General features: G+C 73.5%; 22 protein-coding genes and 2 tRNA genes. 7 read left to right on the forward strand and 17 right to left on the reverse strand.

The genetic code is table 11. The features are described 5' to 3' along the window. Nucleotides 1–4 precede the first annotated feature (4 nt). Nucleotides 5–1,159: a D-alanine--D-alanine ligase family protein gene (locus BJY28_RS00090; protein ID WP_179461204.1), complete on the reverse strand. Its 1,155-nt coding sequence runs from the start codon at nucleotides 1,157–1,159 to the stop codon at nucleotides 5–7. Between the two features lie 44 nt (nucleotides 1,160–1,203). Here BJY28_RS00090 and BJY28_RS00095 point away from each other — a divergent pair, with 44 nt between their 5' ends. After that, a complete protein-coding gene (locus BJY28_RS00095) occupies nucleotides 1,204–2,274 on the forward strand; it encodes a trans-sulfuration enzyme family protein (protein ID WP_179461205.1) in 1,071 nt (356 codons plus the stop codon). 18 nt (nucleotides 2,275–2,292) lie between these two features. On the opposite strand, the gene BJY28_RS00100 is transcribed toward BJY28_RS00095, so the two are convergent. The 4 genes from BJY28_RS00100 to BJY28_RS00115 form a co-directional block, all read right to left on the reverse strand. Further along, the gene (locus BJY28_RS00100; RefSeq protein ID WP_179461206.1) at nucleotides 2,293–3,294 is read right to left on the reverse strand and encodes an NAD(P)H-dependent glycerol-3-phosphate dehydrogenase; all 1,002 of its coding nucleotides are present in this window, start codon (nucleotides 3,292–3,294) and stop codon (nucleotides 2,293–2,295) included. Further along, entirely contained in the window at nucleotides 3,291–4,061 is a 771-nt protein-coding gene (locus BJY28_RS00105) for a 1-acyl-sn-glycerol-3-phosphate acyltransferase (protein WP_179461207.1), read from the reverse strand. The genes BJY28_RS00100 and BJY28_RS00105 overlap by 4 nt, the downstream gene beginning before the upstream one ends. A gap of 128 nt (nucleotides 4,062–4,189) precedes the next feature. Then, on the reverse strand, nucleotides 4,190–4,717 hold the full coding sequence (locus tag BJY28_RS00110; RefSeq protein ID WP_179461208.1) for a DUF421 domain-containing protein: 528 nt from the start codon (nucleotides 4,715–4,717) through the stop codon (nucleotides 4,190–4,192). 94 nt (nucleotides 4,718–4,811) lie between these two features. Beyond that, nucleotides 4,812–5,507, reverse strand: a complete 696-nt coding sequence (locus BJY28_RS00115) for a DUF4352 domain-containing protein (RefSeq protein WP_179461209.1) — start codon at nucleotides 5,505–5,507, stop codon at nucleotides 4,812–4,814. Nucleotides 5,508–5,638: 131 nt separating this feature from the next. Between BJY28_RS00115 and BJY28_RS00120 the strand changes: the two genes are divergently transcribed. Genes BJY28_RS00120 through BJY28_RS00130 form a run of 3 tightly spaced genes read left to right on the forward strand, consistent with a single transcriptional unit; the run spans nucleotide 5,639 to nucleotide 7,933 of the window. After that, complete coding sequence (locus BJY28_RS00120; protein WP_179461210.1) at nucleotides 5,639–6,937, forward strand: sensor histidine kinase; 1,299 nt, start codon at nucleotides 5,639–5,641, stop codon at nucleotides 6,935–6,937. After that, nucleotides 6,934–7,677 (forward strand): response regulator, encoded by a 744-nt coding sequence (locus tag BJY28_RS00125; RefSeq protein WP_179461211.1) that lies wholly within the window; start codon nucleotides 6,934–6,936, stop codon nucleotides 7,675–7,677. The genes BJY28_RS00120 and BJY28_RS00125 overlap by 4 nt, the downstream gene beginning before the upstream one ends. Nucleotides 7,678–7,723: 46 nt before the next feature. Further along, a complete protein-coding gene (locus BJY28_RS00130) occupies nucleotides 7,724–7,933 on the forward strand; it encodes a hypothetical protein (RefSeq protein WP_179461212.1) in 210 nt (69 codons plus the stop codon). A gap of 40 nt (nucleotides 7,934–7,973) precedes the next feature. Here BJY28_RS00130 and BJY28_RS00135 read toward each other — a convergent pair whose 3' ends face one another. From BJY28_RS00135 to leuC, 3 genes are all read right to left on the reverse strand, one after another. After that, nucleotides 7,974–8,810 (reverse strand): HU family DNA-binding protein, encoded by an 837-nt coding sequence (locus BJY28_RS00135; RefSeq protein WP_179461213.1) that lies wholly within the window; start codon nucleotides 8,808–8,810, stop codon nucleotides 7,974–7,976. A 143-nt stretch (nucleotides 8,811–8,953) separates the two neighbouring features. Continuing rightward, entirely contained in the window at nucleotides 8,954–9,553 is a 600-nt protein-coding gene (leuD, locus tag BJY28_RS00140; protein WP_179461214.1) for a 3-isopropylmalate dehydratase small subunit, read from the reverse strand. A gap of 6 nt (nucleotides 9,554–9,559) precedes the next feature. Beyond that, nucleotides 9,560–11,005, reverse strand: a complete 1,446-nt coding sequence (leuC, locus tag BJY28_RS00145) for a 3-isopropylmalate dehydratase large subunit (protein ID WP_179461215.1) — start codon at nucleotides 11,003–11,005, stop codon at nucleotides 9,560–9,562. A gap of 139 nt (nucleotides 11,006–11,144) precedes the next feature. Between leuC and BJY28_RS00150 the strand changes: the two genes are divergently transcribed. Further along, complete coding sequence (locus tag BJY28_RS00150; RefSeq protein WP_179461216.1) at nucleotides 11,145–11,894, forward strand: IclR family transcriptional regulator; 750 nt, start codon at nucleotides 11,145–11,147, stop codon at nucleotides 11,892–11,894. A 73-nt stretch (nucleotides 11,895–11,967) separates the two neighbouring features. Here BJY28_RS00150 and BJY28_RS00155 read toward each other — a convergent pair. The 6 genes from BJY28_RS00155 to BJY28_RS00180 all read right to left on the reverse strand — a co-directional run bounded on the left by BJY28_RS00155 (nucleotide 11,968) and on the right by BJY28_RS00180 (nucleotide 17,113). After that, a tRNA-Glu gene (locus BJY28_RS00155) sits at nucleotides 11,968–12,040 on the reverse strand. Nucleotides 12,041–12,136: 96 nt separating this feature from the next. Continuing rightward, a tRNA-Gln gene (locus tag BJY28_RS00160) sits at nucleotides 12,137–12,208 on the reverse strand. A 136-nt stretch (nucleotides 12,209–12,344) separates the two neighbouring features. Further along, nucleotides 12,345–13,943: a glutamate--tRNA ligase gene (gltX, locus tag BJY28_RS00165; RefSeq protein ID WP_425485687.1), complete on the reverse strand. Its 1,599-nt coding sequence runs from the start codon at nucleotides 13,941–13,943 to the stop codon at nucleotides 12,345–12,347. Continuing rightward, complete coding sequence (locus BJY28_RS00170) at nucleotides 13,940–14,740, reverse strand: DUF4328 domain-containing protein (RefSeq protein WP_179461217.1); 801 nt, start codon at nucleotides 14,738–14,740, stop codon at nucleotides 13,940–13,942. The genes gltX and BJY28_RS00170 overlap by 4 nt, the downstream gene beginning before the upstream one ends. 54 nt (nucleotides 14,741–14,794) lie before the next feature. Continuing rightward, the gene (locus tag BJY28_RS00175) at nucleotides 14,795–16,096 is read right to left on the reverse strand and encodes a WXG100 family type VII secretion target (protein ID WP_179461218.1); all 1,302 of its coding nucleotides are present in this window, start codon (nucleotides 16,094–16,096) and stop codon (nucleotides 14,795–14,797) included. Nucleotides 16,097–16,336: 240 nt separating this feature from the next. Further along, nucleotides 16,337–17,113 (reverse strand): fumarylacetoacetate hydrolase family protein, encoded by a 777-nt coding sequence (locus tag BJY28_RS00180; protein WP_179461219.1) that lies wholly within the window; start codon nucleotides 17,111–17,113, stop codon nucleotides 16,337–16,339. Nucleotides 17,114–17,273: 160 nt separating this feature from the next. Between BJY28_RS00180 and BJY28_RS00185 the strand changes: the two genes are divergently transcribed. After that, entirely contained in the window at nucleotides 17,274–18,185 is a 912-nt protein-coding gene (locus BJY28_RS00185) for a 3-methyladenine DNA glycosylase (protein WP_179461220.1), read from the forward strand. On the opposite strand, the gene BJY28_RS00190 is transcribed toward BJY28_RS00185, so the two are convergent. Continuing rightward, nucleotides 18,151–19,344 (reverse strand): PucR family transcriptional regulator, encoded by a 1,194-nt coding sequence (locus BJY28_RS00190; RefSeq protein WP_179461221.1) that lies wholly within the window; start codon nucleotides 19,342–19,344, stop codon nucleotides 18,151–18,153. The two genes, BJY28_RS00185 and BJY28_RS00190, sit on opposite strands and share 35 nt — an antisense overlap. 82 nt (nucleotides 19,345–19,426) lie before the next feature. Here BJY28_RS00190 and BJY28_RS00195 point away from each other — a divergent pair, with 82 nt between their 5' ends. Beyond that, nucleotides 19,427–22,876, forward strand: a complete 3,450-nt coding sequence (locus BJY28_RS00195) for a bifunctional proline dehydrogenase/L-glutamate gamma-semialdehyde dehydrogenase (RefSeq protein ID WP_179461222.1) — start codon at nucleotides 19,427–19,429, stop codon at nucleotides 22,874–22,876. A gap of 9 nt (nucleotides 22,877–22,885) precedes the next feature. Here BJY28_RS00195 and cimA read toward each other — a convergent pair whose 3' ends face one another. Together cimA and BJY28_RS00205 are read right to left on the reverse strand one after the other, a co-directional pair. Next, nucleotides 22,886–24,466: a citramalate synthase gene (gene cimA / locus BJY28_RS00200; RefSeq protein WP_179463835.1), complete on the reverse strand. Its 1,581-nt coding sequence runs from the start codon at nucleotides 24,464–24,466 to the stop codon at nucleotides 22,886–22,888. A 299-nt stretch (nucleotides 24,467–24,765) separates the two neighbouring features. After that, the gene (locus tag BJY28_RS00205; RefSeq protein ID WP_179461223.1) at nucleotides 24,766–25,581 is read right to left on the reverse strand and encodes an HAD family hydrolase; all 816 of its coding nucleotides are present in this window, start codon (nucleotides 25,579–25,581) and stop codon (nucleotides 24,766–24,768) included. Between the last annotated feature and the right edge of the window lie 3 nt (nucleotides 25,582–25,584).

Raw genomic sequence — 25,584 nt, forward strand, 5'->3', positions numbered from 1 at the left:
CCGCTCAGCGCAGCCCGACCGGCCGCTCCAGCGCCAGCTGGACGAGCTCGTCGATGAGCTCCGGGTAGCTCAGCCCGCTGGCCTGCCACATCCGCGGGTACATCGAGTGCGGCGTGAAGCCGGGCATCGTGTTGATCTCGTTGAGCACGACCTCGCCGCGCTCGGTGACGAAGCAGTCCACCCGGGCCAGCCCCTCGCAGCCCAGCGCCTCGAAGGCGGTCGCCGCCACCCGCCGCACCTCCGCGGTCACCTCGTCGGTGAGGTCTGCAGGGCAGGACAGCTGCACCGAGGCCTCGTCGAGGTACTTCGCCTCGAAGTCGTAGAAGTCGTGACCGCTGCGCAGGTCCACCGCGATCTCGCCGGGCATCGAGGTGCGCGGGGCGTCGGTGCCCCGGCCCTGCAGCACGGCGCACTCGATCTCGCGGCCGACGATGCCGGTCTCGACGATGACCTTGGGGTCGTGCTCGCGCGCGGCCTCGATCGCCGCCTCCAGCCCGTCGAGGTCGTCGACCTTGGAGACACCCATCGACGACCCGGCGCGGCACGGCTTGACGAAGACCGGGAAGGTCAGCGCCCCCACCGCGTCCATCGCAGCCGCCTTGTCCCGCCGCCACTGCGCATCGGTGATGACGACGAAGGGCGACATCGGCAGCCCCGCCCCGCCGAGCACGAGCTTCATGTAGTGCTTGTCCATGCCGGTCGCCGAGGCGAGCACCCCGGAGCCGACGTAGCGCAGGTCGGCCAGCTCGAGCATCCCCTGCAGGGTCCCGTCCTCGCCGTAGGGGCCGTGCAGCAGCGGGAAGACGACGTCCACCTCACCGAAGGCGGCCAGCGCCTGCCCCGGCTCGTGGACCACCAGGGTGCGGTCCCCGGTGCGCTTGGGCAGCAGCACCTCCGCGCCACGACCGAGCACCTCGGGGGTATGGCCCGGGGTCAGCTGCAGCGGCGCCGGGTCGTCGGCGACGAGCACCCACGAGCCGTCCCGAGCGATGCCGATCGGCACGACCTCGTAGCGGTCGCGGTCGATCGCCTGCAGCACCCCGGCGGCGGTGGCGCAGCTGACCGCGTGCTCGGAGGAGCGTCCCCCGAAGACGACGGCGACGCGCGGGCGCGCCGGCGTGGTGGGGTCGTGCGGGGTGGGGGTCGCGTCGCTGGTCATCACCGCCGACTCTAGTCCCCGCAGCCGCGCCGTATCGTGGCCGCATGCCCCAGCCCGCGGACGCCCCCGCCACCCAGGTCGTCTCCCTCGGCCGCCCGCCGCAGGAGCCGGGTGCCCCGATGAGCGTGCCGCCGGTGCTCACCTCCACCTACGTCGCGGACGGCCCGGTGAACTACGCCCGGGTCGGCAACCCGACGTGGACCGCCTTCGAGGACGCCGTCGGCCCGCTCGAAGGGGGCCGTGCCCTCGCCTTCGCCTCCGGGATGGCCGCGGTCGCGGCCGTCGTCTCGCTGGTCCCGGTCGGTGGCACGGTCGTCGCCCCGGCCGCCGCCTACAACGGGGTGGTCGTGCACCTGACCGAGGCCGCCGAGCGCGGGCAGCTGCAGGTGCGCTGGGTGGACGACGTCACCGACACCGCCGCGGTGACCGCGGCGCTGGAGGGGGCCGACCTGCTCTGGCTGGAGTCCCCGACCAACCCGCTGCTGGACGTCGCCGACCTGCGGACCCTGCTGGCCGTAGCCCGCGAGCGCGGTGTGCTGAGCGCGGTGGACAACACCTTCGCCACCCCGCTGCTGCAGCGCCCGCTGGAGCTCGGCGCAGACGTCGTGGTGCACTCGGCGACGAAGTACCTCGCCGGGCACTCCGACCTGCTCATGGGCGTCACGGTCACCGGGTCGGAGGGCGCCGCCACCCACGAGCGCCTCGCCCGGCACCGGCAGCTCTCCGGCGCGGTCCCCGGGCCGATGGAGACCTGGCTGGCGCTGCGCGGGCTGCGCACGCTGGCCGTCCGGCTCGAGCGGGCCTGCGCCAACGCCGCCGAGCTCGCCGCTCGCCTCGGCGACCACCCTCGGGTGCACCGGGTCCGCTACCCCGGCTTCGGCGCGATCGTCTCGATCGAGGTCGACGGTGGCGCCGAGGGCGCCGAGCGGCTGTGCGCGGCCACCCGGCTGTGGGTGCACGCGACGAGCCTCGGCGGGGTGGAGTCGCAGCTGGAGCGCCGCCGCCGTCAGCCGGGCGAGCCCGAGGCGGTGCCGGTCGACCTCGTCCGGCTCTCGGTCGGCATCGAGGACGTTGAGGACCTCTGGCGCGACCTGGACGCCGCGCTCCGCGGCTGAGCCCGCCGAGGACGACGGTCAGTCGGTCTCGTGCTTGCGCGCCCGCGACAGCAGCGCCCGCACCATGTTCTGCACCGAGTGGCCGTGGTTGACCGCGTTGTTGACCTGCTCGGTGATCGGCACGTCGACGCCGTGGTGGCGGGCCAGCTCGAGGATCGAGGCGCAGGACTTCACCCCTTCGGCGGTCTGGCGCTTCTCCGCCTGCACCTGCTCGACCGTCATCCCCTGGCCCAGGCTCACCCCGAAGGCGTGGTTGCGCGAGAGCGGCGACATGCACGTGGCGATGAGGTCGCCGACCCCGGCGAGGCCGGACAGGGTGCGCGGGTCGGCCCCGAGGGCGACCCCCAGCCGGGTGGTCTCGGCCAGGCCACGGGTGATGATCGAGGCCTTGGTGTTGTCGCCCAGGCCCATCCCCTCGGCCATGCCGACGGCCAGGGCGATGACGTTCTTCACGGCGCCGCCGACCTCCGCGCCGACGATGTCGGCGGAGGTGTAGGGGCGGAAGTAGTCGGTCGAGCAGGCGGCCGCGACCCGCTCGGCGGAGGCGACGTCGGCGCAGGCGACGACGCTGGCGGCGGGCTGCTGCTGGACGATCTCGCGGGCCAGGTTGGGTCCGCTGACGACAGCGATCCGCTCGGTCGGCACCTGGCCCACCTCGGCGATGACCTCGCTCATCCGCTTCGTCGTGCCGAGCTCGACCCCCTTCATGAGGGAGACGACCACCCGGTCACCGCCGGCGAGCAGCGGCGCCCAGCCGGTGAGGTTGTCCCGCAGCGACTGGCTGGGCACCGAGAGCACGACGATCTCGGCGTCGCCGACCACCTCCTCGGGGTCGGTGGAGGCGCTGATCCGCTCCGAGAGCCGGGTCTGCGGGAGGTAGTCCTCGTTGACCCCGGCGTTGATCTGGTCGACCACCTCCTGGCGGCGCCCCCAGATGCGGACGTCGTTGCCCCCGCCGGCGAGGATCGTGGAGAAGGCGGTCCCCCAGCTCCCGGCTCCGAAGACGGCGATGTGGCTCACGGGTGACCTCCTGGTCGGGTGCGCGGGGCGCGTCGGTAGTTGCCGGTGACCTGCTGGCCGTGGGTGGACGGGTCGTGCCGCTGCGCGGGGGCCGGCTCGCCCCGCAGCTGTTCCAGCTCGGCGGTGATCGCCGCCATGATCCGGTCGGTGGCCTCGGCGGCCACGTGCCGCTCGTCCGGGCGCGCCGCCAGGTCGGTGAGGTCGACGGGCGGACCGAAGCGGATCTGCACCCGGTGCCGGCGGTGCAGCCGCGGCACCCGGGCGTAGGGCGGCAGCAGCTCCTGGGCTCCCCAGGTGGCGATCGGGATGACCGGCGCGCCGGACTGCAGGGCGAGGCGGGCCGCGCCGGACTTGCCGCGCATGGGCCACAGCTGCGGGTCCCGGGTCAGCGACCCCTCGGGGTAGACCGCGACGCAGCGTCCCTGCTCGAGCGCGGTGACCGCGTCGCGGAGCGCGTCGACCGCGCGACGCGACTCGCGGTAGACCGGCACCTGCTGGGCGCCGCGCATCACCTGCCCGACGACCGGCGTCTGGAAGAGCTCGCTCTTGGCGAGGAAGACCGGGGCGATGCCGCGCAGGTAGAGCACGTGCGCCCAGGGGAAGGGGTCGATGTGCGAGACGTGGTTGGGGGTGACGATGAACCCGCCGGAAGCCGGGACGTGCTCGGTGCCGCTGACCTCGTAGCGGGTGGCGGCGCGGAAGATCGGCCGCAGCGCCCCGGCCACGACGCGGTAGGTGCGGGGGACGTCGGTGCGGTGCTCGATCACCGTCCACCCCTTCCGCTGCCGGCCTCGTCGTCGTGGCGTGGCTCACCCTAGATCACCCTGCCGCTCCCCCGTGGCAGGTCGGCGCGTCCGACGGCCCGCCCGGCGGCACCGGCGGTCAGGGGCGCGGCTCAGCGCTCCTTCGCCACGTAGGGGGTGACGCTGGAGCCGTCCCCGATGGCGTCGTAGCCGATGACGCCCAGGCCGCCGTTGCGCAGCAGCAGGACCGTGTGCACGTCGGCCAAGGATCCCTTGCCTGCGCCGCGCGCCGCCTCGTGCACGTCGGCCTCGACGAGGCGGTGGCGGCGCAGCGCCCGGTCCCCCATCGTCCCGTCCTCGTAGAGGACCACCGGCGGGTGGTCGAGCAGGTGACGCATCCGCTCCGACCGCGACCGCAGGTAGGCGAAGGCCCACTTGAGGGCGACCAGCACGACGAGCACCCAGATGAGCTGCACCACGGCGACCTTCTGGGCGGTGATGGTCCGGCCGAAGGCGGAGCCGAGCGTCACCGCGACGACGAAGTCGAGCGGGGTCATCTGGGACATCGTCCGGGGGCCGCTGGTGCGCAGCAGGATGAGCAGCACGACGTAGCCGACCGTGGCCATGACCGCGCCGTGCACGATCGGGGTCCAGCCGTTCCAGATCATCGAGGAGTCCATGGCGGGCACGCTCCCACACCCGCGTCCGACCTGGTGAGCGGCGCTCCGCAGCGGCTGCCCCGTCCCCCGCGGGGCAGCCGCCACCTGGCCATGCTCAGCGGGTGAGGTCGACGGTCGTCCCGCCGCTGAACATGGAGTCGTGGAGCTCGATCTGGCTGGGGGTGGCGCCAGCCGGCAGGTCGAAGACGAGGGTTCCCTCGACGGTGTTCCCGGGGTTGATCTCCTCGAGGAAGACGTCCTGGGCGCTGTCGAGGTAGATCGCAGCCTCGGTGTCGGCGGAGTGCTCGCGGCCCTCCTCGTCGATGACGACCTGGTCGCTGTCGCTGAAGTACTGGGCGGAGTCACCGGTGTTGGTCACCGAGATGTCCACCAGCCAGAAGGTGCCCTGGGCGCTGGTCCCGAGCATGTCGTCGCCGATCTGCTGACCACCGTCGCGCACCTGCGACACGGTGAAGTCGAAGGTGCCGTCGCTGACGACGTCACCGGGGGCCGCGGCGCCCTCGTCCGGTGCGTCGGCCCCGTCGCCTCCGTCGGTGCTCTCGGCGGACTCGCCGGCAGTCGTGCCGGCGCCTTCCTGCCCGCTCGCCGACGTCCCGCTCGGGTCGTCCCCGGACAGTCCGAGGGCGGCCCCGCCGCAGCAGAGGACCAGCAGCAGGCCGAGCCCGAGCAGGGTGGTCAGCACCTTGTGACGGCCGAACCAGCTCTGCTGGCGAGGCGGGGCGGGCGGATTGCTGGGCTGCCAGCCTCCGGGGCCGGGCTGCGAGCCGTGGGTGGGGTGGTCCTGGGACATGGCATCTCCTGTCGTGGTGGTGTGACCATGGGACCGTCTGCGCCGGGCCGCTCACATCCGTCGATCGGTCACCGCGGACTGTCCCTTCGGCGCACGCCCCCTGTCGGTGGCGACGCGTACTCTCCGGTGCCATGACCACGGGCCGGGGAGGAGCGAGCGAGCTGATGCTGCGCCTGCTGCGCAGCACGACCTGGCGCTCGGTGCTGTGGGTGCTCGTCTGCGTGCTCGCGGCGACCATGGCAGCGGCCACCTTCGACGGCCGCCGCGGCGGCTCGGCCGAGGAGGTGAGCGACCTGGGCCTCCTCGTGTGGTTGGTCGGCATCCTGCTCGCCGTCTCGGTCGTGTGGCGACGGCGGTGGCCGCACTCCCTGGGCGTGCTGGCTGCCGTGGTCACCATCGCGGCACCCCTTGACCCCGTGGCCGGCCTGGTCCTCCTCATGCACGCAGTGATGCGGGAGCGCTCCTGGCGCACAGCTGCACTGACCGCCCTGGTGCTGGCGGCCACCTGGGTGAGCACCTGGCGCGACCTGCAGGGGCGCACCCACCTGGAGTCCTTCTGGAGGATCTTCAGCCAGGACACCACCGACATGACCCCACCTGACCAAGGGCCTGCCCCGTGGTGGCTGCCACCCGTGATCGCCGTGGCGATGGTGGCTGCCGCGGTGGCGACCGGCTGGTTCCGCAGCCTGCTCGCCGAGGCGCGGCAGGAGGGGGCCGACCACCAGGCCCAGGCGCACCTGCTCGGGGACCAGGTGGCCCGTCAGACCGAGCGGGAGCAGCTGGCCAGGGAGGTGCACGACGCGCTGGGTCACCGGCTGTCGGTCATGGCGATCCATGCTGGTGCGCTGGAGGCGCACAGCAGCTCCAGCACCGACCCGCTGGCCCGGTCGGCTCGCCTGGTCCGCGAGTCCGCCAGCCAGGCGAACGCCGACCTGCGCGACCTGCTGGCCACGCTGCGCAGCCCGGATGAGCCGACGACGCCGCAGCAGGGCATCGACGCGGTGGGTGATCTCGTCGACGAGTCGGTGGAATCCGGGATGCCGCTCATCGCCACGGTCCGTCTTGACGACACCAGGACGCTGCACCCGCAGGTGAGCCGCAGCGTCTACCGGATGGTGCAGGAGCTGCTGACGAACGCACGCACGCACGCACCCGGCCACGGGGTGCGGCTGGTGGTGCGGGCCAGCGCCGCCGCGGGCATCGACATCGAGACCGCCAACCATGTCAGCGATCCGCACCGGCGCCACTCCCGTCCCGCGGGAGGATCGTCAGGGCACGGGCTGCCAGGCATCCACGAGCGCGTGCAGCTGGTGGAGGGCGAGATGTACGTCTGGCTCGACGACGACCAGGTGCACCGGGTCGCCATCCACCTGCCGTGGGTGCCGGCTGGGCCTGCGGCCGAGCAGGTCGCCTCCGGAGACGCCCGATGAGCGACGGTCGAGCAACGGGCGGACAGCACGCCCTGAGGAACTCCTCGGCCGACCCGGCCGGGACGCCCGAGGGCAGGACGGTGCGGGTGCTGCTCGTCGACGACGACCACATGGTGCTGCAGGGCCTCGAGCTCATGCTCGGGGCGCACCCTCGGATCAGGGTGGTCTCCGCTGTCGGCTCGGGCGAGGAGGCGCCGGCGGCGACGCTCGCGCACCGACCCGACGTCGTCCTGATGGACGTGCGGATGCATGCCCGCGACGGCATCGAGACGACCGCCGTGGTCAAGGCCCTGCCCAACCCTCCCAAGGTGCTGATCCTGACGACCTTCGACTTCCAGGACATCACCGTGGGTGCGGTGCGCTCCGGGGCCGACGGCGTGCTGCTGAAGACCACCTCGCCCACCGATCTGACGACAGCGATCCTGGAGGTGGCTGCGGGACGCTCCTACTACTCCCCTGCCCCGGCCAGCCACCTCACCGACGTCGTCCGGGACGACTCCCGGTCGGCACGGGCGGACGGCGCGGCGCGGGCGCTGCAGCTGCTCTCGCCTCGCGAACGCGACACGCTCGTGCTGCTCGCCCTGGGGGGCACCAACGACGGCATCGCCCGTCGGCTGCACGTCAGTGTCGGCACGGTGAAGTCGCACATCAGCGCGGCTCAGGCGAAGCTCGGGGTGAGCAGCCGCACCGAGCTCGCGGTGCTGGCCGAGCGCGGCGGGCTGCTCGACCAGGAGACCTGACCGTCGCCCGTGCCGTGCGGCACGGCGACGGACTAGCCTGCGGACCATGCAGGCGACGGTCTTCTCGCAGGACGCCGGCTCGGGCGCCCAGGTGGTCACCGACGACGGGGTCGCCTACCAGGTCTCCGACGAGGTGGTGGCGGCCAGCGGCCTGCGCTTCCTGCGGGCCGGGCAGCGGGTGAGCATCCGCCTCGAGGACGCGCACGTCACCCGGTTGTGGATCGTCGGGATCGGCGAGGGCGAGACGATCCGGTGACCGGAGTGCCGGCCCGCGGATCGCGGGCCGGCACAGCGGGTCAGGACTTCTTGGCCATCGACTTCTTCGCGGTCGACTTCTTGGCCGTGGACTTCTTGGCCGCCCCGCCCGAGCTGGCCTTCTTCGCCGACGACGTCTTCGCGGTCGAGCTCTTCTTGGCGGCTCCGCCCGAGCCGGCCTTCTTGGCCGACGACGTCTTCGCGGTGGACGACTTCTTCGCCGCGCCGCCCGAGCTGGCCTTCTTGGCCGACGACGTCTTCGCGGTCGAGGACTTCTTGGCGGCCCCGCCCGAGCTGGCTTTCTTCGCGGTGGACGACTTCTTCGCCGCCCCACCGGAACTCGACTTCTTCGCGGTGGACGACGTCTTCGCCGCGCCGCCCGAGCTCGACTTCTTCGCCGGGGCCTTCTTCGCGGTGGACGGGGTGTCCCCCGGGGCGGCCGCGCTGGTGCCGGCCGTCTTCGTCGAGCTCGCCGCGGTGGACGGGGTGGCTGCGCGACCGCCGGAGCCGACGGTCGCGGCGACCTCGGCGGCGGCGCGGGTCGCGCTGCTCACGGTGCCAGCGGCAGCGCGAGCGACCGCACGGGCCTCCTTGGGCAGCGAGGCCGGGTTGGCCACGTACGCCTTGAAGGAGGTGCCGGCCTTGAAGCGCGGGACGATCGCCTCCGGGATCTTCACCTCTTCGCCCGTCCGTGGATTGCGTCCGGTACGGGCGGCGCGAGCGGCCTGCTCGAAGGTGCCGAAGCCGGTGATGGCCACGTGACCCCCTCTGGCCACCTCGCGCACGATCGCGTCGAGCACCGCCTCGAGGGCCTCGGTCGCGGCCTTGCGGCTGCCGAGGGTCTCCTCCAGCGACTTGATCAGATCTCCCTTGTTCACGTCAGCTCCCATAGGTGAGGCGATGCCGGTCACCCGGCGGGGACGATCGGGCGGTCACCCGGTCTGGGTCAGACCGTAGGCGTCATAGCAGGTCGCGGTCCACACCGACGCGCGATCCGTCGGCGGACGGACAGCCCTGTCGCTCAGGCGGAGACCGCTCCGGTGGTCGGCTTCCAGCTCGGGCGCAGCGCCTCGAAGTCGGTGATCTCCTGCTCGTGACGCATGGTCAGCCCGATGTCGTCGAGACCCTCGATGAGCCGCCAGCGGGTGTAGTCGTCGACCTCGAAGGGAGCCACCACCTCGCCGGCGGTGACGGTCTTGGCGACGAGGTCGACGGTGACCTGCTCGCCCGGGTTGTTCTCCAGGAACTTCCACAGCAGCTCGACGTCGTCCTGGCTGACCTGCGCGGCGAGCAGGCCGCCCTTGCCGGAGTTGCCGCGGAAGATGTCGGCGAAGCGGCTGGAGATGACCACCCGGAAGCCGTAGTCCATGAGCGCCCAGACGGCGTGCTCACGGGAGGAGCCGGTGCCGAAGTCGGGGCCGGCCACGAGGACCGACCCGTCCCGGAACGGCGCCTGGTTGAGCACGAAGTCGTCGTTGGCGCGCCAGGCGGCGAAGAGCCCGTCCTCGAAGCCGGTCCGCGAGACCCGCTTGAGGTAGACGGCCGGGATGATCTGGTCGGTGTCGACGTTGCTGCGGCGCAGCGGGACGCCGACGCCGGTGTGCGTGGTGAACTTGTCCATGGCGTCTCAGATCCTCTCCAGCGCAGGGGTGCCCGTCGGTGCGGCCGGGGCGTCGGCCGGGCCCAGGTCGGCCGGGCTGGCCAGGGTGCCGCGCACCGCGGTGGCGGCGGCGACCAGCGGGCTGACCAGGTGGGTCCGCCCGCCCTTGCCCTGGCGGCCCTCGAAGTTGCGGTTGGAGGTCGACGCGCTGCGCTCCCCCGGGCTGAGCGTGTCCGGGTTCATCCCCAGGCACATCGAGCAGCCGGGCAGGCGCCACTCGGCGCCGGCGGCGGTGAAGACCTGGTCCAGGCCCTCCTGCTCGGCCTGCACGCGCACCCGGGCCGAGCCGGGGACGACGAGCATCCGGACACCCTCGGCGACCTGGTGCCCCTTGATGACGTCGGCGGCGGCGCGCAGGTCCTCGATCCGACCGTTGGTGCACGAGCCGACGAAGACGGTGTCCACGGCGACCTCGCGCAGCGGGGTGCCCGCGGTCAGGCCCATGTACTCCAGCGCGTTGCGCGCAGCGACGCGGTCGCTCTCGTCGGCCATCGCCTCGGGGTCGGGCACGGCATCCCCCAGCGGCGAGCCCTGGCCGGGGTTGGTGCCCCAGGTGACGAAGGGGGTCAGCGTGCTCGCGTCGATCTCGACCTCGGCGTCGAAGGTGGCGCCCTCGTCGGTGCGCAGCTCGCGCCAGGCGGTCACGGCAGCGTCCCAGTCGGCCCCCTTCGGCGCGTGGTCCCGGCCCTCGAGGTAGTCGAAGGTGGTCTGGTCGGGAGCGATCATCCCGGCCCGGGCGCCGGCCTCGATGGACATGTTGCAGATCGTCATCCGCGACTCCATCGACAGCGCCTCGATGGCCTCGCCGCGGTACTCGAGCACGTAGCCCTGACCGCCGCCGGTGCCGATCTTGGCGATGACCGCGAGGATGATGTCCTTGGCGGTCACGCCGGGCTGATGCTCGCCCGTGACGGTGATCGCCATGGTCTTGAAGGGCTTGAGGGAGAGCGTCTGGGTGGCCATGACGTGCTCCACCTCGCTGGTCCCGATCCCGAAGGCGAGCGCGCCGAAGGCCCCGTGGGTGGAGGTGTGGCTGTCGCCGCAGACGACGGTGGTCCCGGGCTGGGTGAGGCCGAGCTGCGGGCCGACGACGTGGACGATGCCCTGCTCGGCGTCACCCATGGGGAAGATCCGCACGCCGAACTCGGCGCAGTTGTCCCGCAGGGTCTCGACCTGGGTGCGGCTGACCGGGTCGCTGATCGGACCCGGCGTGGTCGGGACGTTGTGGTCCTCGGTCGCCAGGGTGAGGTCCGGTCGGCGCACCGGACGACCGGCCAGGCGGAGCCCCTCGAAGGCCTGCGGGCTGGTCACCTCGTGCAGCAGGTGGAGGTCGATGTAGAGCAGGTCGGGCTCGCCCTCCGCACGGTGCACCACGTGGGCGTCCCACACCTTCTCTGCCAGCGTCTTCGCCATGGCTCCTCCCCTTCTGGTCCGATCGGATGATGAGGTGCCCACGGCGGCGGTGGCCGGCGTCGCGGGCTCTCCACGAGAGTCGCACGTCCCCGGGGCCCCAACGCTTGCGTCTCACGAGGTGAGATGTAAGTATCACTCCATGGACAACGGGAGTGGAGTCGGCGTCCTCGACAAGGCCGCCGTCGTGCTGGGGGCGCTCGAGGCTGGTCCGTCGACCTTGGCACAGCTGGTCGCCGCGACGGGCCTGGCGCGACCGACGGCGCACCGCCTGGCGGTGGCGCTGGAGCATCATCGGCTGGTCGGACGGGACATGCAGGGGCGCTTCGTGCTCGGGCCGCGGCTCGGTGAGCTGGCGGCCTCGGCCGGGGAGGACCGGCTGCTCGTCGCGGCCACCCCGGTGCTGGGGGCGCTGCGCGACCACACCAACGAGTCGGCCCAGCTCTTCCGCCGGCAGGGCGAGCACCGGGTGTGCGTCTCGGCCGCGGAACGACCCGTGGGTCTGCGCGACTCGATCCCGGTCGGCGCGACGCTGTCGATGATGGCGGGCTCGGCCGCGCAGGTGCTGCTGGCCTGGGAGGAGCCCGACCGGCTGCACCGCGGCCTGCAGGGCGCCGCCTTCTCGGCGACGATGCTCTCCGGGGTCCGGCGGCGCGGCTGGGCGCAGAGCGTCGGCGAGCGCGAGGCAGGCGTAGCCTCGGTCAGCGCGCCGGTGCGCTCCCCCTCCGGGCGGGTGATCGCCGCGGTGTCGATCTCCGGACCGATCGAGCGGCTCTCCCGGCAGCCGGGCCGGCTGCACGCGGCCACGGTGATCGCCGGCGCGAACAAGCTCACCGAGGTGCTCGAGCGGCACGCGCAGGCGGCCGAGGACGCCGACCGCGACACCGAGTAGCCGCTCCGCGCCACGACCCGCGCCGCAGCACGTCGAAGGCCCCCGCTCGTATCGAGCGGGGGCCTTCATGACGTAGCCCCGACGGGATTCGAACCCGCGCTACCGCCTTGAGAGGGCGGCGTGCTAGGCCGCTACACAACGGGGCCTTGCCGTGCTCCGCCGGTGACCGGCGGGCGGACCGGAGGAACTCTACCCCGCGGGGCGGACAACTCCGAAATCCGTTGCCTCGTGGAGGCACAGCGCTGGGGTACCAGGACTCGAACCTAGAACAACTGAACCAGAATCAGCCGTGTTGCCAATTACACCATACCCCAATGGGTATCACTGCCCCTTCGTGCCGAGGCACGCGCGGGCGGTGAACCGAGGAGCGAGTCTAGCGGGCGGTCCGGGCGCACCCAAATCATGGGGCTGGCCCGACGACCGGAACCCGCAGATCGCCGGCAGGCAGGCTCAGAGCTCGGCGCGCAGCCGCCGCAGGCGGGCCAGCGTGGCGTGCTTGCCGAGGATCTCCATGGACTCGAAGAGCGGCGGGCTGATCCGCTGCCCGGAGACGGCGGTGCGCAGCGGCCCGAAGGCCAGGCGCGGCTTGATCCCCAGACCGTCGACGATCGCCTCGCGCAGGGCGGCCTCGATCCGCTCGGTGGTCCACTCGTTGCCCTCGCGGTTCTCGCCGAGCACCCCGGCCGGCAGGGCCAGCGCGTCCAGCGCCGCGATCCCGGCGTCGAGCACCTCGGGAGCCGACTCCTTCAGGCCGCTGCGGGCGTCCTCGGCGATCTCCAGCTCCTCGTCGTCGACGAAGAAGGGGTGCACCAGCGCCGGGGCCTCGGTGAGCAGCGCCATCCGAGTCTGGATGAGCTCGGTGACCGAGCGCAGCCGGGCGATCTCCCCCATGCTCGGGCTCTCCCCCAGCACGCCGGCCCGCTGCAGGTAGGGCAGCAGGCGGGAGGTCAGGTCGTCGAGGTCGAGGTCGCGGATCCAGGCCCCGTTGAGCCACTCGAGCTTCTTGAGGTCGAAGATCGGGCCGACGGTGTTGACCTTGCCCCAGTCGAAGTCGGCCGAGAAGTCGGCGAAGGTGAACTGCTCGACGTCCTGGCCGTCCTCCCCCTTCGCCGGCGGGTAGGCCAGCAGGCCGAGGAAGTTGACCAACGCCTCCGGCAGGTACCCCTGCTCCTCGAACCAGGTCAGCCGCGCCCACGGGTTCTTGCGCTTGGAGATCTTCGACTTGTTCTCGTTGCGCAGCAGCGGCATGTGCGCGAAGGCCGGCGGCTCCAGACCGAGCCAGCGGTAGAGCAGCACGTGCTTGGGGGTGGAGGAGATCCACTCCTCGCCGCGGACGACGTGGGTGATGCCCATCTCGTGGTCGTCGACGACGACCGCCAGGTGGTAGGTGGGGAATCCGTCGGCCTTGAGGATGACCTGGTCGTCCGGCAGCGGTGCGGAGACGGTGCCGCGGATGACGTCCTCGAAGGTGGTCGGCGCGTCGTCGGGGACGAGCATCCGCACCACCGGGGTCTCGGAGAAGCCGTCGAGCTCGGCCCGCTCCTCCTTCGTCTTGCCGTAGCAGAGCCGGTCGTAGCCGGTGGGCTGCTTGAGCTTCTGCTGGCGCTCGCGCATCGCGGCCAGCCGCTCCGAGGAGCACCAGCAGTAGTAGGCGTGACCGTCGGCGATGAGCCGCTCGACGTAGGGGCGGTAGGTCTCCAGCCGCTCGCTCTGGCGGTACGGGGCGTGCGGGCCGCCGATGTCCGGGCCCTCGTCCCAGGTGAGCCCCAGCCAGGTCAGGGTGTCGTAGAGCTGCTGCTCGCTGGTCGCGTCGAAGCGGGCCCGGTCGGTGTCCTCGACCCGCAGCACGAACCGGCCGCCCTGCTGGCGCACGAAGGCGAGGTTGAAGAGCGCCATGTAGGCGGTGCCGACGTGCGGGTCCCCGGTCGGCGAGGGGGCCACCCGCAGCCGCGGCGTGGCGTCCGGACCGCCGACGGTCGACTCGGGCATCTGGTCAGGGAGGGTGGCCTCGGCGGCAGCGGCGCCGTCGGTCGCGGAGGGGGTGCTCATGGTTCCTCGATGCTAGTCGCCTCCCTGTCCGTGGGCCGCATCCCGTCGCCGGCGCCGGGGCGGGGCCCGGGGGCGGATCCCGCTCCCGCTCCGGCTCCGGCTCCGGAGAGCACGGCAGCGGTCAGGCGCACGACGATGTGCCGGGCCAGCAGGGCGCAGGCGGCGTAGAGGACGTAGAGGGCCGCCGTGGCCAGCGCGGCCGGGCGCACCGTCTCCGCCCAGGTCAGCGGGGTGGCCCAGGGATCCACCGCCCCCCAGCTCGCGGCCATGACGCCGGCGGCGGGCCACAGGGCGACCCAGGTGGCCCACCACCACTGCACGGGCCGTCGGGCGCCTGCAGCTCCGGGGCGTCGCGACCTGCGGTCCAGGTCGAGCACGACGAGCGCGGGCAGGACGAGGTTGACCCACGGCAGCACCCAGGCCAGGAGCGCCCAGCCGGGCCAGTAGCGGGCGTACCAGTCGACCCGGTCCGAGGCGCTGGCCAGGTACAGCCAGAGCGCGAAGGCCGCCACCGACGTGACCGCGGCGAGGGTCGTGAGCAGGATCCCGAGGACGGTGACGATCTCACCGAGCCGCGGCAGCAGCGCGTCTCGGCTGGCGCCGGACTCGATCCGCTGCGCGCCGAGCCAGAGGACGAGGCAGGCGATCACCGTGATGGCGGAGAGCGCGGCCACGACCGCCAGGAGGAGCTGAAGCCCTGCGGCCAGGCGCGGCCACCACGGCGGCAGCGGGCGCGCGGTGGGTGACGGGCCGGTGGGCGCGAGGGTCGGCTGCGGCGGTGGGGCCGGTGGGTCCATGCTCCGAGGCTAGGGAGATCCGCGACAGCGGCCGCGGAGTTCTCCACAGGGGGCTCAGTCCGGGTAGCGCTCCTCCATCGCCTCGGTCATCGGGTCCCAGTGATGGCCCCACGCGCCGACGCCGACGTCACGACCCACCTCAGCTCCCGTGCCCACGTCGTCCGCGACGTCTCCGAGGTCGCCGTCGAAGAGACCGGCCACTCCCCCGACGACTCCACCGACCACCGCGCCAGTGCCGGCCACGGCGTCGCCCTGGTCGCTCTGCGGGGTGTCCAACGTGATCGGTGTGCCCTGCGCGTCCGGGATGGCGCCGCCGAGCAGACCGTCGTCCTCGGCGGTCTCGGTGAGGATGTCCGTGTCCATGCGGTAGGTGCGGATCTGCCCTTCGGACGTCTCCGCCAGCACGGACTCTTGGGTGGACCCGTCGCCGCGCATCTCGGCCGCCTGCGCTGCGGTCGTCTCGTGGACCCCGGCAGCATCGAAGGTCACGGCTGGCTGCCCGGTCGCCATCGCGGCAGCCGCAGCCTGGCCACCACCCAGGCTGTGCCCGGTGAAGGTGACGTTGCCGCCGCTGGCGTCGTCCACGGCGACCGCGAGCTCCATGGCGTCCTCGTAGGCGGCGCCTCCGCCGACGGCACCCTGACGGGCATTCGTCCACCAGTCGAAGCCCTGGTCGCTGCCGCGGTAGGCCACGACATAGCCACCGTCCGGGGTGCGGTACACCTCCGCCTGCATGCCGTGCTCGTCGGAGAGCAGCTCGGGATTGATGCCCAGCTCCTCGACCGGGTCGACGACCTCGTACCCCTCAGGCAGGTCCGGCTGCTCGTCATAGAAGAGGTCGTCCTCGTAGAGCCCGTTGTCCGGTCCGTAGGAGTGGTGCGCGAGGTACCAGAGGTCCTTGTCCTCGGGCTTCCCCTCGGTGCCACGGATGTCCTCGTCGAAGGTCGAACCCTCGCTCTCGCCGTCGTCCGGCGGGCCGGTCGGCGCCGGACCTGACGGCCCGGCCGGAGCGATGCCGGAGGGGCCGGTCGGCGCGCCCGGGCCGATGCCCATGGTGATCCCCAGCCCCTGGGTGCCGCCCTCCGCACCATCGCTCGCCGCGACCTGCTGGTCGGCCTCCTCCAGCATCAGCGCCGCCGCCGACTCCAGCCGCTCCGCGCACTCGTCCAGCGCCCGCGCCGAGACCTGCCACCGCCGCGCGAAGGACTCCAGATCCTCACCTTCCCAGGCCCCCTGCAGCACCCCCAGCCGCCCGGACCCGGACTCCCGCACCGCCACCGTCCGACGCGACTGCACCCGCAGCTGCCCCGCGATCCCCTTCAACCTCTCGGCATGCGCACCGTGCGTCAGCGACATCCGTCACCCCTTCGTGGCGTTCGTGATCACCCGACGCTACGACGCCCACCCGCCCCTGCCCATGGGGAGCACTCCCCTACCGGCTCGCGAAGGTGACCGGCTCGATTAGGTGCCGCGACCGCCCGGACACAGACGCTCACCTTCGTCCCAGGCGCCTAGCGTGCAACCTGAGCGGACCCAGCTGCCTAGGGGGTTGCGGGGTGGAGGGCCTGGCGGGGCGGGGGGGCCGGGCGACGGGGGTCAGGGGGTGTCGGAGACGAAGGGGTTGGTGAGGGTGCCGATCTCGTCGATCTCGACGTCGACGCGCTGCCCCGCGGTCACCGGGCCGACGCCGGCCGGGGTGCCGGTGAGGATGACGTCGCCGGGCAGCAGGGTGAAGGCGCGGCTGGCGTGCGAGACCAGGGCGGCCACGTCGTGCACCATGTCGGCGGTGGTGCCGTCCTGGACCACCTCGCCGTCGCGGCGGGTGACGATCCGGCAGGCGGCCGGGTCGAGGTCGGTCTCGATCCACGGGCCCAGCGGGCAGAAGGTGTCCATCCCCTTCGCCCGGGCCCACTGCCCGTCGCCGCGCTGCAGCTCGCGGGCCGAGACGTCGTTGGCGCAGGTGTAGCCGAAGACGACCTTGCTGACGTCATCAGGCGTGATGTCCTTGGCCATCCGCCCGATGACGACCGCGAGCTCGCCCTCGTAGTGCACCTCGCCGGCCCAGCCCGGCAGCACGACCGGGTCGCTCGGGCCGACGACCGCGGTGTTCGGGACGAGGAACATCATCGGCTCGGCCGGCGGCTCGTTGCCCATCTCGGCGGCGTGGTCGCGGTAGTTGCGGCCGATCCCGATGACCTTGCTGCGCGGGATGACCGGCGCGAGCAGCCGCACGTCCTCCACGGCCGCGGTCTCCCCGGTCAGCTCGATCCGCTGGTAGAGCGGGTCGCCGGTGACCTCGGCGATCTTCTCCCCGGCCCCGTCGACGAGGCCGTAGACGGGATCTTCTCCGGTGGTGTACCTCGCGATGCGCATGCCCCGAGGCTAACGATCCGGGCCCGCCGACCGCGCGGCCGGGCGACCCCCTCCCCTTCGCCACCCCCTGCGACGCGACCTACCACGCAGGAAGTGTCGTGATCACAGCACTTACTGCGTGGTAGCTGGGGGTCTTGGGGGCGCGGCTACCCTGGGGCGGATGACCGAGCGCCTCCCCCGCACCGACTGGCAGCAGCGGGCGCGGGCGCACGAGGAGGCGGTGGACGCGCTCACCGCGGGCCACCGCGAGCGCCGGTCCCGCGGCCAGACCCACGAGGTCGAGGACTTCCTCTTCACCTACTACCCGCACCGACCCGGCCGCCTGCGCCGCTGGCACCCCGGCCCGGACGTGATCCTCGAGGACGCCGACGACGAGTACGCCGACCGGAGCGGCTACGTCGTCGCCGAGGACGGATCGGCCACCGTCGACGTCCCCGCCGTGGTCGAGCGAAGGGGGCGCACCCTCACCTTCGTGCAGAGCCTGCTGCGGGCGACCCTGGACCGACCGGCGCACCTGGGCTGCTTCGGGATGCACGAGTGGGCCATGGTCTACCGGCTGCAGCCCGGCGAGCAGCGCCACGAGGACCTGCCGCTGCGGCTCAGCCAGGCCGAGACCGACCGGGTCGTCGAGGGGCACCAGGTCCGCTGCAGCCACTACGACGCCTACCGTTTCTTCACCGCACCGGCGCGGCCGCGCAACACCCTCTCCCCGACCCGGGAGAGCCAGGTCGCCATGGAGCAGCCGGGTTGCCTGCACGCCGGGATGGACCTCTACAAGTGGGCCTTCAAGCTGAGCCCGCTGGTCCCCTCGACGCTGACCCTGGACGCCTTCCGGCTGGCCCGCGAGACCCGCACCCTAGACATGCAGGCCTCGCCCTACGACGTCACCGGCCTCGGCCTGGACCCGGTGCCGGTGGAGACCGCCGCCGGCAAGGCCGAGCACCTGCAGCGGCAGCGCGACCTCGCCGCGCGCAGCAACGCGCTGCGGCGCCGGATGCTCGACGTGCTCGGCCCGCTCACGCCCGACCAGGCGACGCTCAGCCCGGCTGCCCACCCCCGTCCGGATCGGTGACCAGCAGCCCCAGGTGCAGCTCCAGGCGGTGGCGGCCGTCGGCCAGGTCCAGCCCGGTGATCTGCTCGATCCGCCCCAGCCGGTGGTAGACGCTCTGCCGGTGCAGGTCCAGCTCGCCCGCGGTGGCCGCGACCGACCCGGCGCGGTCGAGGTAGACCCTGGCCGTGCGCACCAGCTCCGGGTCGGCCGCGAGCAGCGCCCGGACCGCCGGGGTCCGCGCCGCCTCGGCGAGCGCGTCGGCGTGCGAGCCGCCGAGCATCCGTCGCACCCCGAGCTCGTCCCAGGCGTGCACCCGCGTCGCCGCCGGCCCCGAGCGCCCGGCCGGGGCCTCCGGCCGCACCACGCGAAGGGCGGCCCGGGCCTGGGTCCACGAGTCCCCGGCCTCGGCCAGCGGCACCACCTGCCCCACCCCGGCGACCACGGTGCGCCCGGGGTCCTCCTTCTCCAGCTGCCCGAGCGCCCGCTCGACGAGGGAGCGAGCCTCCCCCAGCGGGTCATCGGCCCCGGCACCACCGACGAGCGGCAGCAGCAGCACGACGTCGCCCTCGGCATCACCCACGGCCGCCCGGCGCGGCAGCCCGCCCGCGCCGCGCAGGCTCTCCGCCGACAGCCGCTGGCCCGGGGCGGCCCCCAGCACGGCCACCACCGCGCGCGAGCCCGGCGCGACCGCGAGGTCGTCGGCCAGCGCCCGCGCCCCGGCCGACCGCTCCGCAGGGCCCGCGTCGAGCAGCTCGTGCAGCAGCCGCTCGGTGGCCCGGCGCCGGCTGACCTGCCGCGCCAGCTGCTCCCCCGCCTCGTCGGCGAGGTGCATCGCCGCGGCCACCCGCTCGGGCGCGTAGCGCGAGCCCTCGCCGATCACCCACAGGTACCCCTGGACCACCCCGCGGCCGCGCGCGGGCAGGCACAGCCGCGGCCCGATCCCCCGCTCCGGGTCGCCCGGCACCGGCACCGGCCCGGTGGCCCGGGCGATCCCGAAGCCCTCGAACCAGGCGCGCACCTGGGGGCCGGCGCCCTTCCCGAGGATCGTCTCCACCCGCACCGGGTCGGTCGCCCCGGGATGAGCGGCGAAGGCGAGCAGCCGGAAGCGGCGGTCCTCCAGGGTCACCGGCCCCTCCAGCAGCAGCGACGCCTCGTCGACGAGGTCCTGCAGATCTGCCATCAGACGATCGTATGGCAGATCGCTATGAGCCCGTGACATCTGTGCGTGGCCGCCGCCACGCCCCGGGCATAGCGTGCTGACCATGACCACCGACGCTCTCGCCCCTGCTCCCGCCGACGTCGCCGCCGAGCTGCGGGCCGTCGCCGACGACGCCGTCGCCCTCGCCGACCGCTGGTCCGAGGCGACCCACGCCGGGGAGACGAAGGCCGAGGCGGCCACCACCGGCCGGCTGGCCGCGCTGCTCGCCGACCCGGCCGGCCTGGACCTCGCGGTCCGGTTCGTCGACCGGGTGGCCCGACCCGAGGACGACGCCGTCGCCGCCCGGGAGCTGGCCCGGATCACCTCCTCGGACGCCGCCTCCTTCCTCGGCGTCGGAGACCGGGCCCTGCTCGGCCTCGGCGCGAAGGTGGCCCGCCTCGCCCCCCGGCTGGTGGTCCCCGCCGCTCGGATGCGGATGCGGCAGATGGTCGGCCACCTCGTCGTCGACGTGCGCGACCCGCACCTCGGCACGCACCTCGCCGCGGCCCGCGAGGACGGCTTCCGGCTGAACATCAACCTCCTCGGCGAGGCCGTCCTCGGCGAGGAGGAGGCCTCCTCGCGCACCGAGCGCACCCGTCGGCTGCTCGCCCGCGACGACGTCGACTACGTCTCGATCAAGGTCTCCTCGCTCGTCTCGCAGATCATCACCTGGGACACCGAGGGGACCATCGAGCGCTGCCTGGAGCGGCTGCGCCCGCTCTACCGCACCGCCGCGGCCAGCAGCCCGCGCGCCTTCGTCAACCTCGACATGGAGGAGTACCGCGACCTCGACCTCACCCTGGAGGTCTTCACGCGGATGCTCTCCGAGCCGGAGTTCCACGACCTCGAGGCCGGGATCGTGCTGCAGGCCTACCTGCCGGACGCGATGCCCGCCCTGGAGCGGCTCGTCGACTTCGCCCAGCAGCGCCGGGCCGCCGGCGGCGCCCCGATCAAGGTGCGCCTGGTCAAGGGCGCCAACCTCGCCATGGAGCGGGTCGAGGCGCGGATGCACGACTGGACCCAGGCCCCCTACGGCACCAAGGCCGAGGTGGACGCCAGCTACCTGCGCTGCGTCGAGCGGGCGCTGCGCCCCGACGTCGCCGGCGCACTGCGTCTCGGGGTCGCCAGCCACAACCTCTACGACGTCGCCACCGCGCATCTGCTGGCCGAGCGCCGCGGGGTCAGCGAGCACCTCGACGTCGAGATGCTGCAGGGCATGTCGCCCTCGCAGGCCCGCGCGGTCCGCGACACCGTCGGCACGGTGATCCTCTACACCCCGGTCGTCGACCCGCGGGACTTCGACTCCGCGGTCAGCTACCTGGTGCGCCGCCTGGAGGAGAACGCCGCCCCGGAGAACTTCCTGCACTCCTTCTTCGCCGAGGGGTCGGCCGCGATGAGCGAGCAGGAGGCCCGTTACCGGCGCAGCGTCGAGGACGCCGCCACGGTGGGCTTCGGCGCGCGCCGGGAGGACGCGCCGGCCACGATCACCGCCACCTTCAGCAACACCCCGGACGCCGACCCGGCGCTGCCCTCGGTGCGCGCCCGCGCCGGTGAGGCCGTCGACCAGCCGCTGGCCGAGCTCACCTCGCCGCACCTGGGCAGCACCGCCGAGATCGACGGCGTGGTGGCCACCGCCGCCGGTGCGCAGGCGGCCTGGGCCGAGCGCCCGGCGGCCGAGCGGGCCGAGCTGCTGCTGGAGGCGGCCCGGAGCATCGAGTCCCGCCGCGACCACCTGCTCGCCGTGATGGCCGCCGAAGGGGGCAAGACCGTCGCCGAGGCCGACCCGGAGATCAGCGAGGCCGTCGACTTCGCCCGCTACTACGCCGACAGCGCGCTCGCCCTGGAGGACGGCCCGATGACCGACGGGGCCACCTTCGCCCCGGACCGGGTCGTGCTCGTCACCCCGCCGTGGAACTTCCCGCTGGCCATCCCGCTCGGCGGGGTGCTGGCTGCCCTCGCCGCCGGCTCCGCGGTCATCATCAAGCCCGCCCCGCAGACGCCGCGGATCGTCGAGGCAGGCGTGGCCGCGCTGCACGACGCCGGCATCCCGCAGGACGTGCTGCAGGTGGTGCGCACCGAGGAGGACGAGGTCGGCCGCTCGCTCATCGCGCACGCCGACATCGAGACCGTCGTGCTCACCGGCGCCAGCGAGACCGCGCGGCTCTTCGCCGGCTGGCGCGACGGGCGCGAGCGCGGGCCGCGGGTCTACGGCGAGACCTCCGGCAAGAACGCGCTCATCGTCACCCCGGCCGCCGACATCGACCTGGCCGTCGCCGACCTGGTGCACTCCGCCTTCGGGCACGCCGGCCAGAAGTGCTCGGCCGCGTCGCTGGCCATCCTCGTCGGCTCGGTCGCCGACTCCGACCGCTTCCGGCGGCAGCTCGTCGACGCCGTCCGCTCGATCCGGGTCGGCTGGCCCCGTGACCTCGGCACCCGGATGGGTCCGGTCATCGAGGCGCCCGGCGAGAAGCTGCACCGCGCGCTGACCACGCTGGAGCCCGGGGAGACCTGGCTGGTCGAGCCCGAGCAGCTCGACGACTCCGGGCGGCTGTGGTCGCCCGGGCTGAAGGAGGGGGTCGCGCCCGGCTCCTTCTTCCACCTCACCGAGGTCTTCGGTCCGGTGCTCGGGCTGATGCGCGCCGACACCCTCGACGAGGCGATCACGCTGCAGAACGCCACCGACTTCGGCCTCACCGGCGGGCTGCACAGCCTCGACGAGGACGAGATCGCCACCTGGACCGAGCGCGCCGAGGTCGGCAACGCCTACGTCAACCGGCACATCACCGGAGCGATCGTGCAGCGACAGTCCTTCGGCGGCTGGAAGGGCAGCTCGATCGGCCCCGGGGCGAAGGCGGGCGGCCCGAGCTACGTGGCCCAGCTGGGGTCCTGGGTCGCCGACGGGCAGCCGAGCGCGACCGCGCCGGTGGCCGAGCGGGTGCAGCGGGTCGTCGACGGGATGCTCGAGCGGCTCGACGAGCGCGTCGACGTCGCCGAGCGCGGCTGGCTGGCCGCGGCGCTGGGCAGCGACGCTCAGGCCTGGGCCCAGGAGATCGGCGTCGAGCACGACCCGTCCGCGCTGGTCGTCGAGACCAACGTCTTCCGCTACCGGCCGCTGCCGCTGACCCTGGTGCGGGCCGGCGCCGACGCCCGACCGGTCGAGGTGGTCCGGCTGGTCGCCGCCGCGGTGCTCGCCGCCACCCCGGTCGCGGTCTCGGCCGACCCGTCGCTGCGGCTGCCGGCCAGCCTGGCGCACGCGGTCGTCTCCACCGAGGACGAGGCCGCCTTCGTCGCCCGCGCGCAGCGTCGGGTCGGCGGCGGCCGGGTGCGCCTGGTCGGGGTCGGCGAGCAGCGCGGGCCGCTGCTGGACGCCCTGGCCGCGGTCGGCGTGGACGCCATCGACGGCGAGGTGCTGGCGACCGGGCGACGCGAGCTGCTGTCCGTGGTGCGCGAGCAGGCGGTCAGCACCACCCGGCACCGCTTCGGGCACGTCGCGGCGGACCGCTCCGCGCCCTGATGTCCGCGGTCAGCGCGGGTCGACCCCGGCGCGGCGCAGCCCGTAGGTGATGCCGTCGAGCAGCGCCTCCCAGGAGGCCTCGACGATGTTGCCGGCCACGCCGACGGTGGTCCACGAGCTGGCGCCGTCGCTGGTCTCGATGAGCACCCGGGTGATCGCGTCGGTCCCGTGCGCGGCGTCGAGGATGCGCACCCGGTAGTCGATGAGCTCCAGCTCGGCGATCTCCGGGTATACGACGCCGAAGGCCTGGCGCAGCGCCTCGTCGAGGGCGTTCACCGGGCCGTTGCCCTCGCCGGTCGCGACGATCCGCTGCCCGCCGGCGTGCACCTTCACGGTGGCCTCGGAGAGCGCGTCCTCGCCGCCGCGGGCATCGGTCATGATCCGCCAGGACTCGATCCGGGCGAGCTCGAGGTCCTCCTCGCCGAGGAGGCGACGCAGCAGCAGCTCGAAGGAGGCGTCGGCCGCGTCGAAGGTGTAGCCGCGCTGCTCGAGCTCCTTGACCCGGGCCAGCACCCGCGCCAGCGCCTCGTCGTCACCGGCGAGGTCCACCCCGAACTCGCGGCTCTTCAGCTCGATGCTCGCCCGGCCGGCCATGTCGGAGACGAGCATCCGCATGTCGTTGCCGACGTCCTTGGGGTCGATGTGCTGGTAGAGGTCGGGGTCGACCTTGATCGCCGAGGCGTGCAGCCCTGCCTTGTGCGCGAAGGCGCCGGCCCCGACGTAGGGCTGCCGGGAGAACGGCGGGAAGTTGGTGACCTCGCTGATCGCGTGCGCGATCCGGGTGGCGTCCTGCAGCCGGTAGGGCTCGACGAGGTCCATGCCCTTCTTCAGCTGGAGGTTGGCGACGACGGTGACGAGGTCGGCGTTGCCGGTGCGCTCGCCGTAGCCGTTGATCGTCCCCTGCACGTGGGTGGCCCCGGCCTCGACCGCGGCCATGCTGCTGGCCACCGCGCAGCCGGTGTCGTTGTGGCAGTGGATGCCCACCCGCGCGCCGGTGCTGGCGATGACGTCGGCGACGGCGTCGTGCACCTGCCCGGGCAGCATCCCGCCGTTGGTGTCGCACAGGGCGACGCAGTCGGCGCCGGCCTCGACCGCCGCGGAGACGCACGCCAGCGCGTAGTCACGGTCGAGGAGGTAGCCGTCGAAGAAGTGCTCGGTGTCGACGACGACGGTGCGCCCGTGGGCGACGAGGTGGGCGACGGTGTCGGCGATCATCGCGAGGTTCTCCTCGCGGGTGGTCTTCAGCGCGCGCTCGACGTGCCCGACGTGGGACTTGGCGACGAGGGTGACCACCGGGGTTCCGGCGTCGAGCAGCGCGGTGACCTGCGGGTCGGTGGCGGCGCTGCCGCCGGCCCGCCGGGTGGCGCCGAAGGCGGCCAGGGTCGCGGTGCGCAGCTGCAGCTCCTGCGCGGCCCGGGCGAAGAACTCGGTGTCGTTGGGGTTGGCCCCGGGCCATCCCCCTTCGATGTGGGTGACGCCGAGGTCGTCGAGGTGACGGGCGATGGTCAGCTTGTCAGCGACGGAGAGGTTGATCCCCTGCTGCTGCGCCCCGTCGCGCATCGTCGTGTCGTAGACGTCGAAGCCGTGCATCGTCTCCAGCCTGTCCTGCTCGCGGCGCGGGTGCGATCCCGCGTGGGTGGGTGCCCCGCCCGTCGCGCCGGCCCGAGTCATGGGTGGCGCCTCGTCCCGCTGTCGTCTCGCTCCCTGCCCGAGACACACGAAAGACCCCCCGGGTGCGGGAGGTCTGCGCGACGAGCGGGGCTCGTCGCGCCTAGATAATGAGCAGCGCCGCGGTGGCGGCGGTCATCGTCTCGGGCGGCATGCGCCTCAACCTGCCACGCCCGCCGACGGGTGGACACCGCCGTCCGGATGATGGGACGGCGTCGCGCTCAGAGCAGCGCCTCGAGGACCCGGGCCACGCCGTCGTCCTCGTTCGCCCGGCAGGTGTCGGTGGTCGCGGCCCGCACGCTGTCGTGGGCGTTGGCGACGGCGAAGGAGCGCCCGGCCCAGGCGAGCATCGGCAGGTCGTTGGGCATGTCGCCGAAGGCCCAGACGTCGTCGGCGGCGATGCCCAGCTCGGCGCTCCACGCGGCCAGGGCGCTGGCCTTGGTCACCCCGGGCGCGGACATCTCGGCCAGGCCGCCGGCGCCGGAGTAGGCCAGGACCACCCGACCGGCGACGACCTCCGTGGCCGCGGCGAGGAACTCCTCGTCGTCGAGGTGCTGGTTGCGGGCGAGCAGCTTGCCGACCCGGGCGTCGCCGAGGTCCTCGATCCGGTCGGTGGTGACCAGGTCCTCGGGGTGGTCGTGGATCGCCGCGAACATCCGCTCGGCGGCCAGGCCGGTCGCGCGCTCGGCGGCGAAGCCGGTGCACGGCAGCTGCTCGCGCAGGTCACGGGCCACCTCGGCGACCAGGGCCGGGTCGATGGTGCGCTCGGCGAACACCCGGCGGTCGGCGACGTCGTAGCGGAAGGCGCCGTTGCCGCAGACCGCGATCCCGCGGTCGCCGACGACGTGCGCCAGGTCGTGCAGCCAGCGCGGCGGACGGGCGGTGACGAGCACGGTCTCGATGCCGGCCGCGGCGACCGCCCGGAGCGCGGCCACGCTGCGCGCCGAGACGGTGCCGTCGTCGCGCAGCAGGGTGCCGTCGAGGTCGGTGGCGACCAGCCGCGGCCGCCCTCCCCCGACGCGCTCCCCGGTGCTCATGGC

It is taken from the genome of Janibacter alkaliphilus (assembly GCF_013408565.1).
In the GTDB taxonomy this organism is placed as follows: Bacteria; Actinomycetota; Actinomycetes; order Actinomycetales; family Dermatophilaceae; genus Janibacter; species Janibacter alkaliphilus.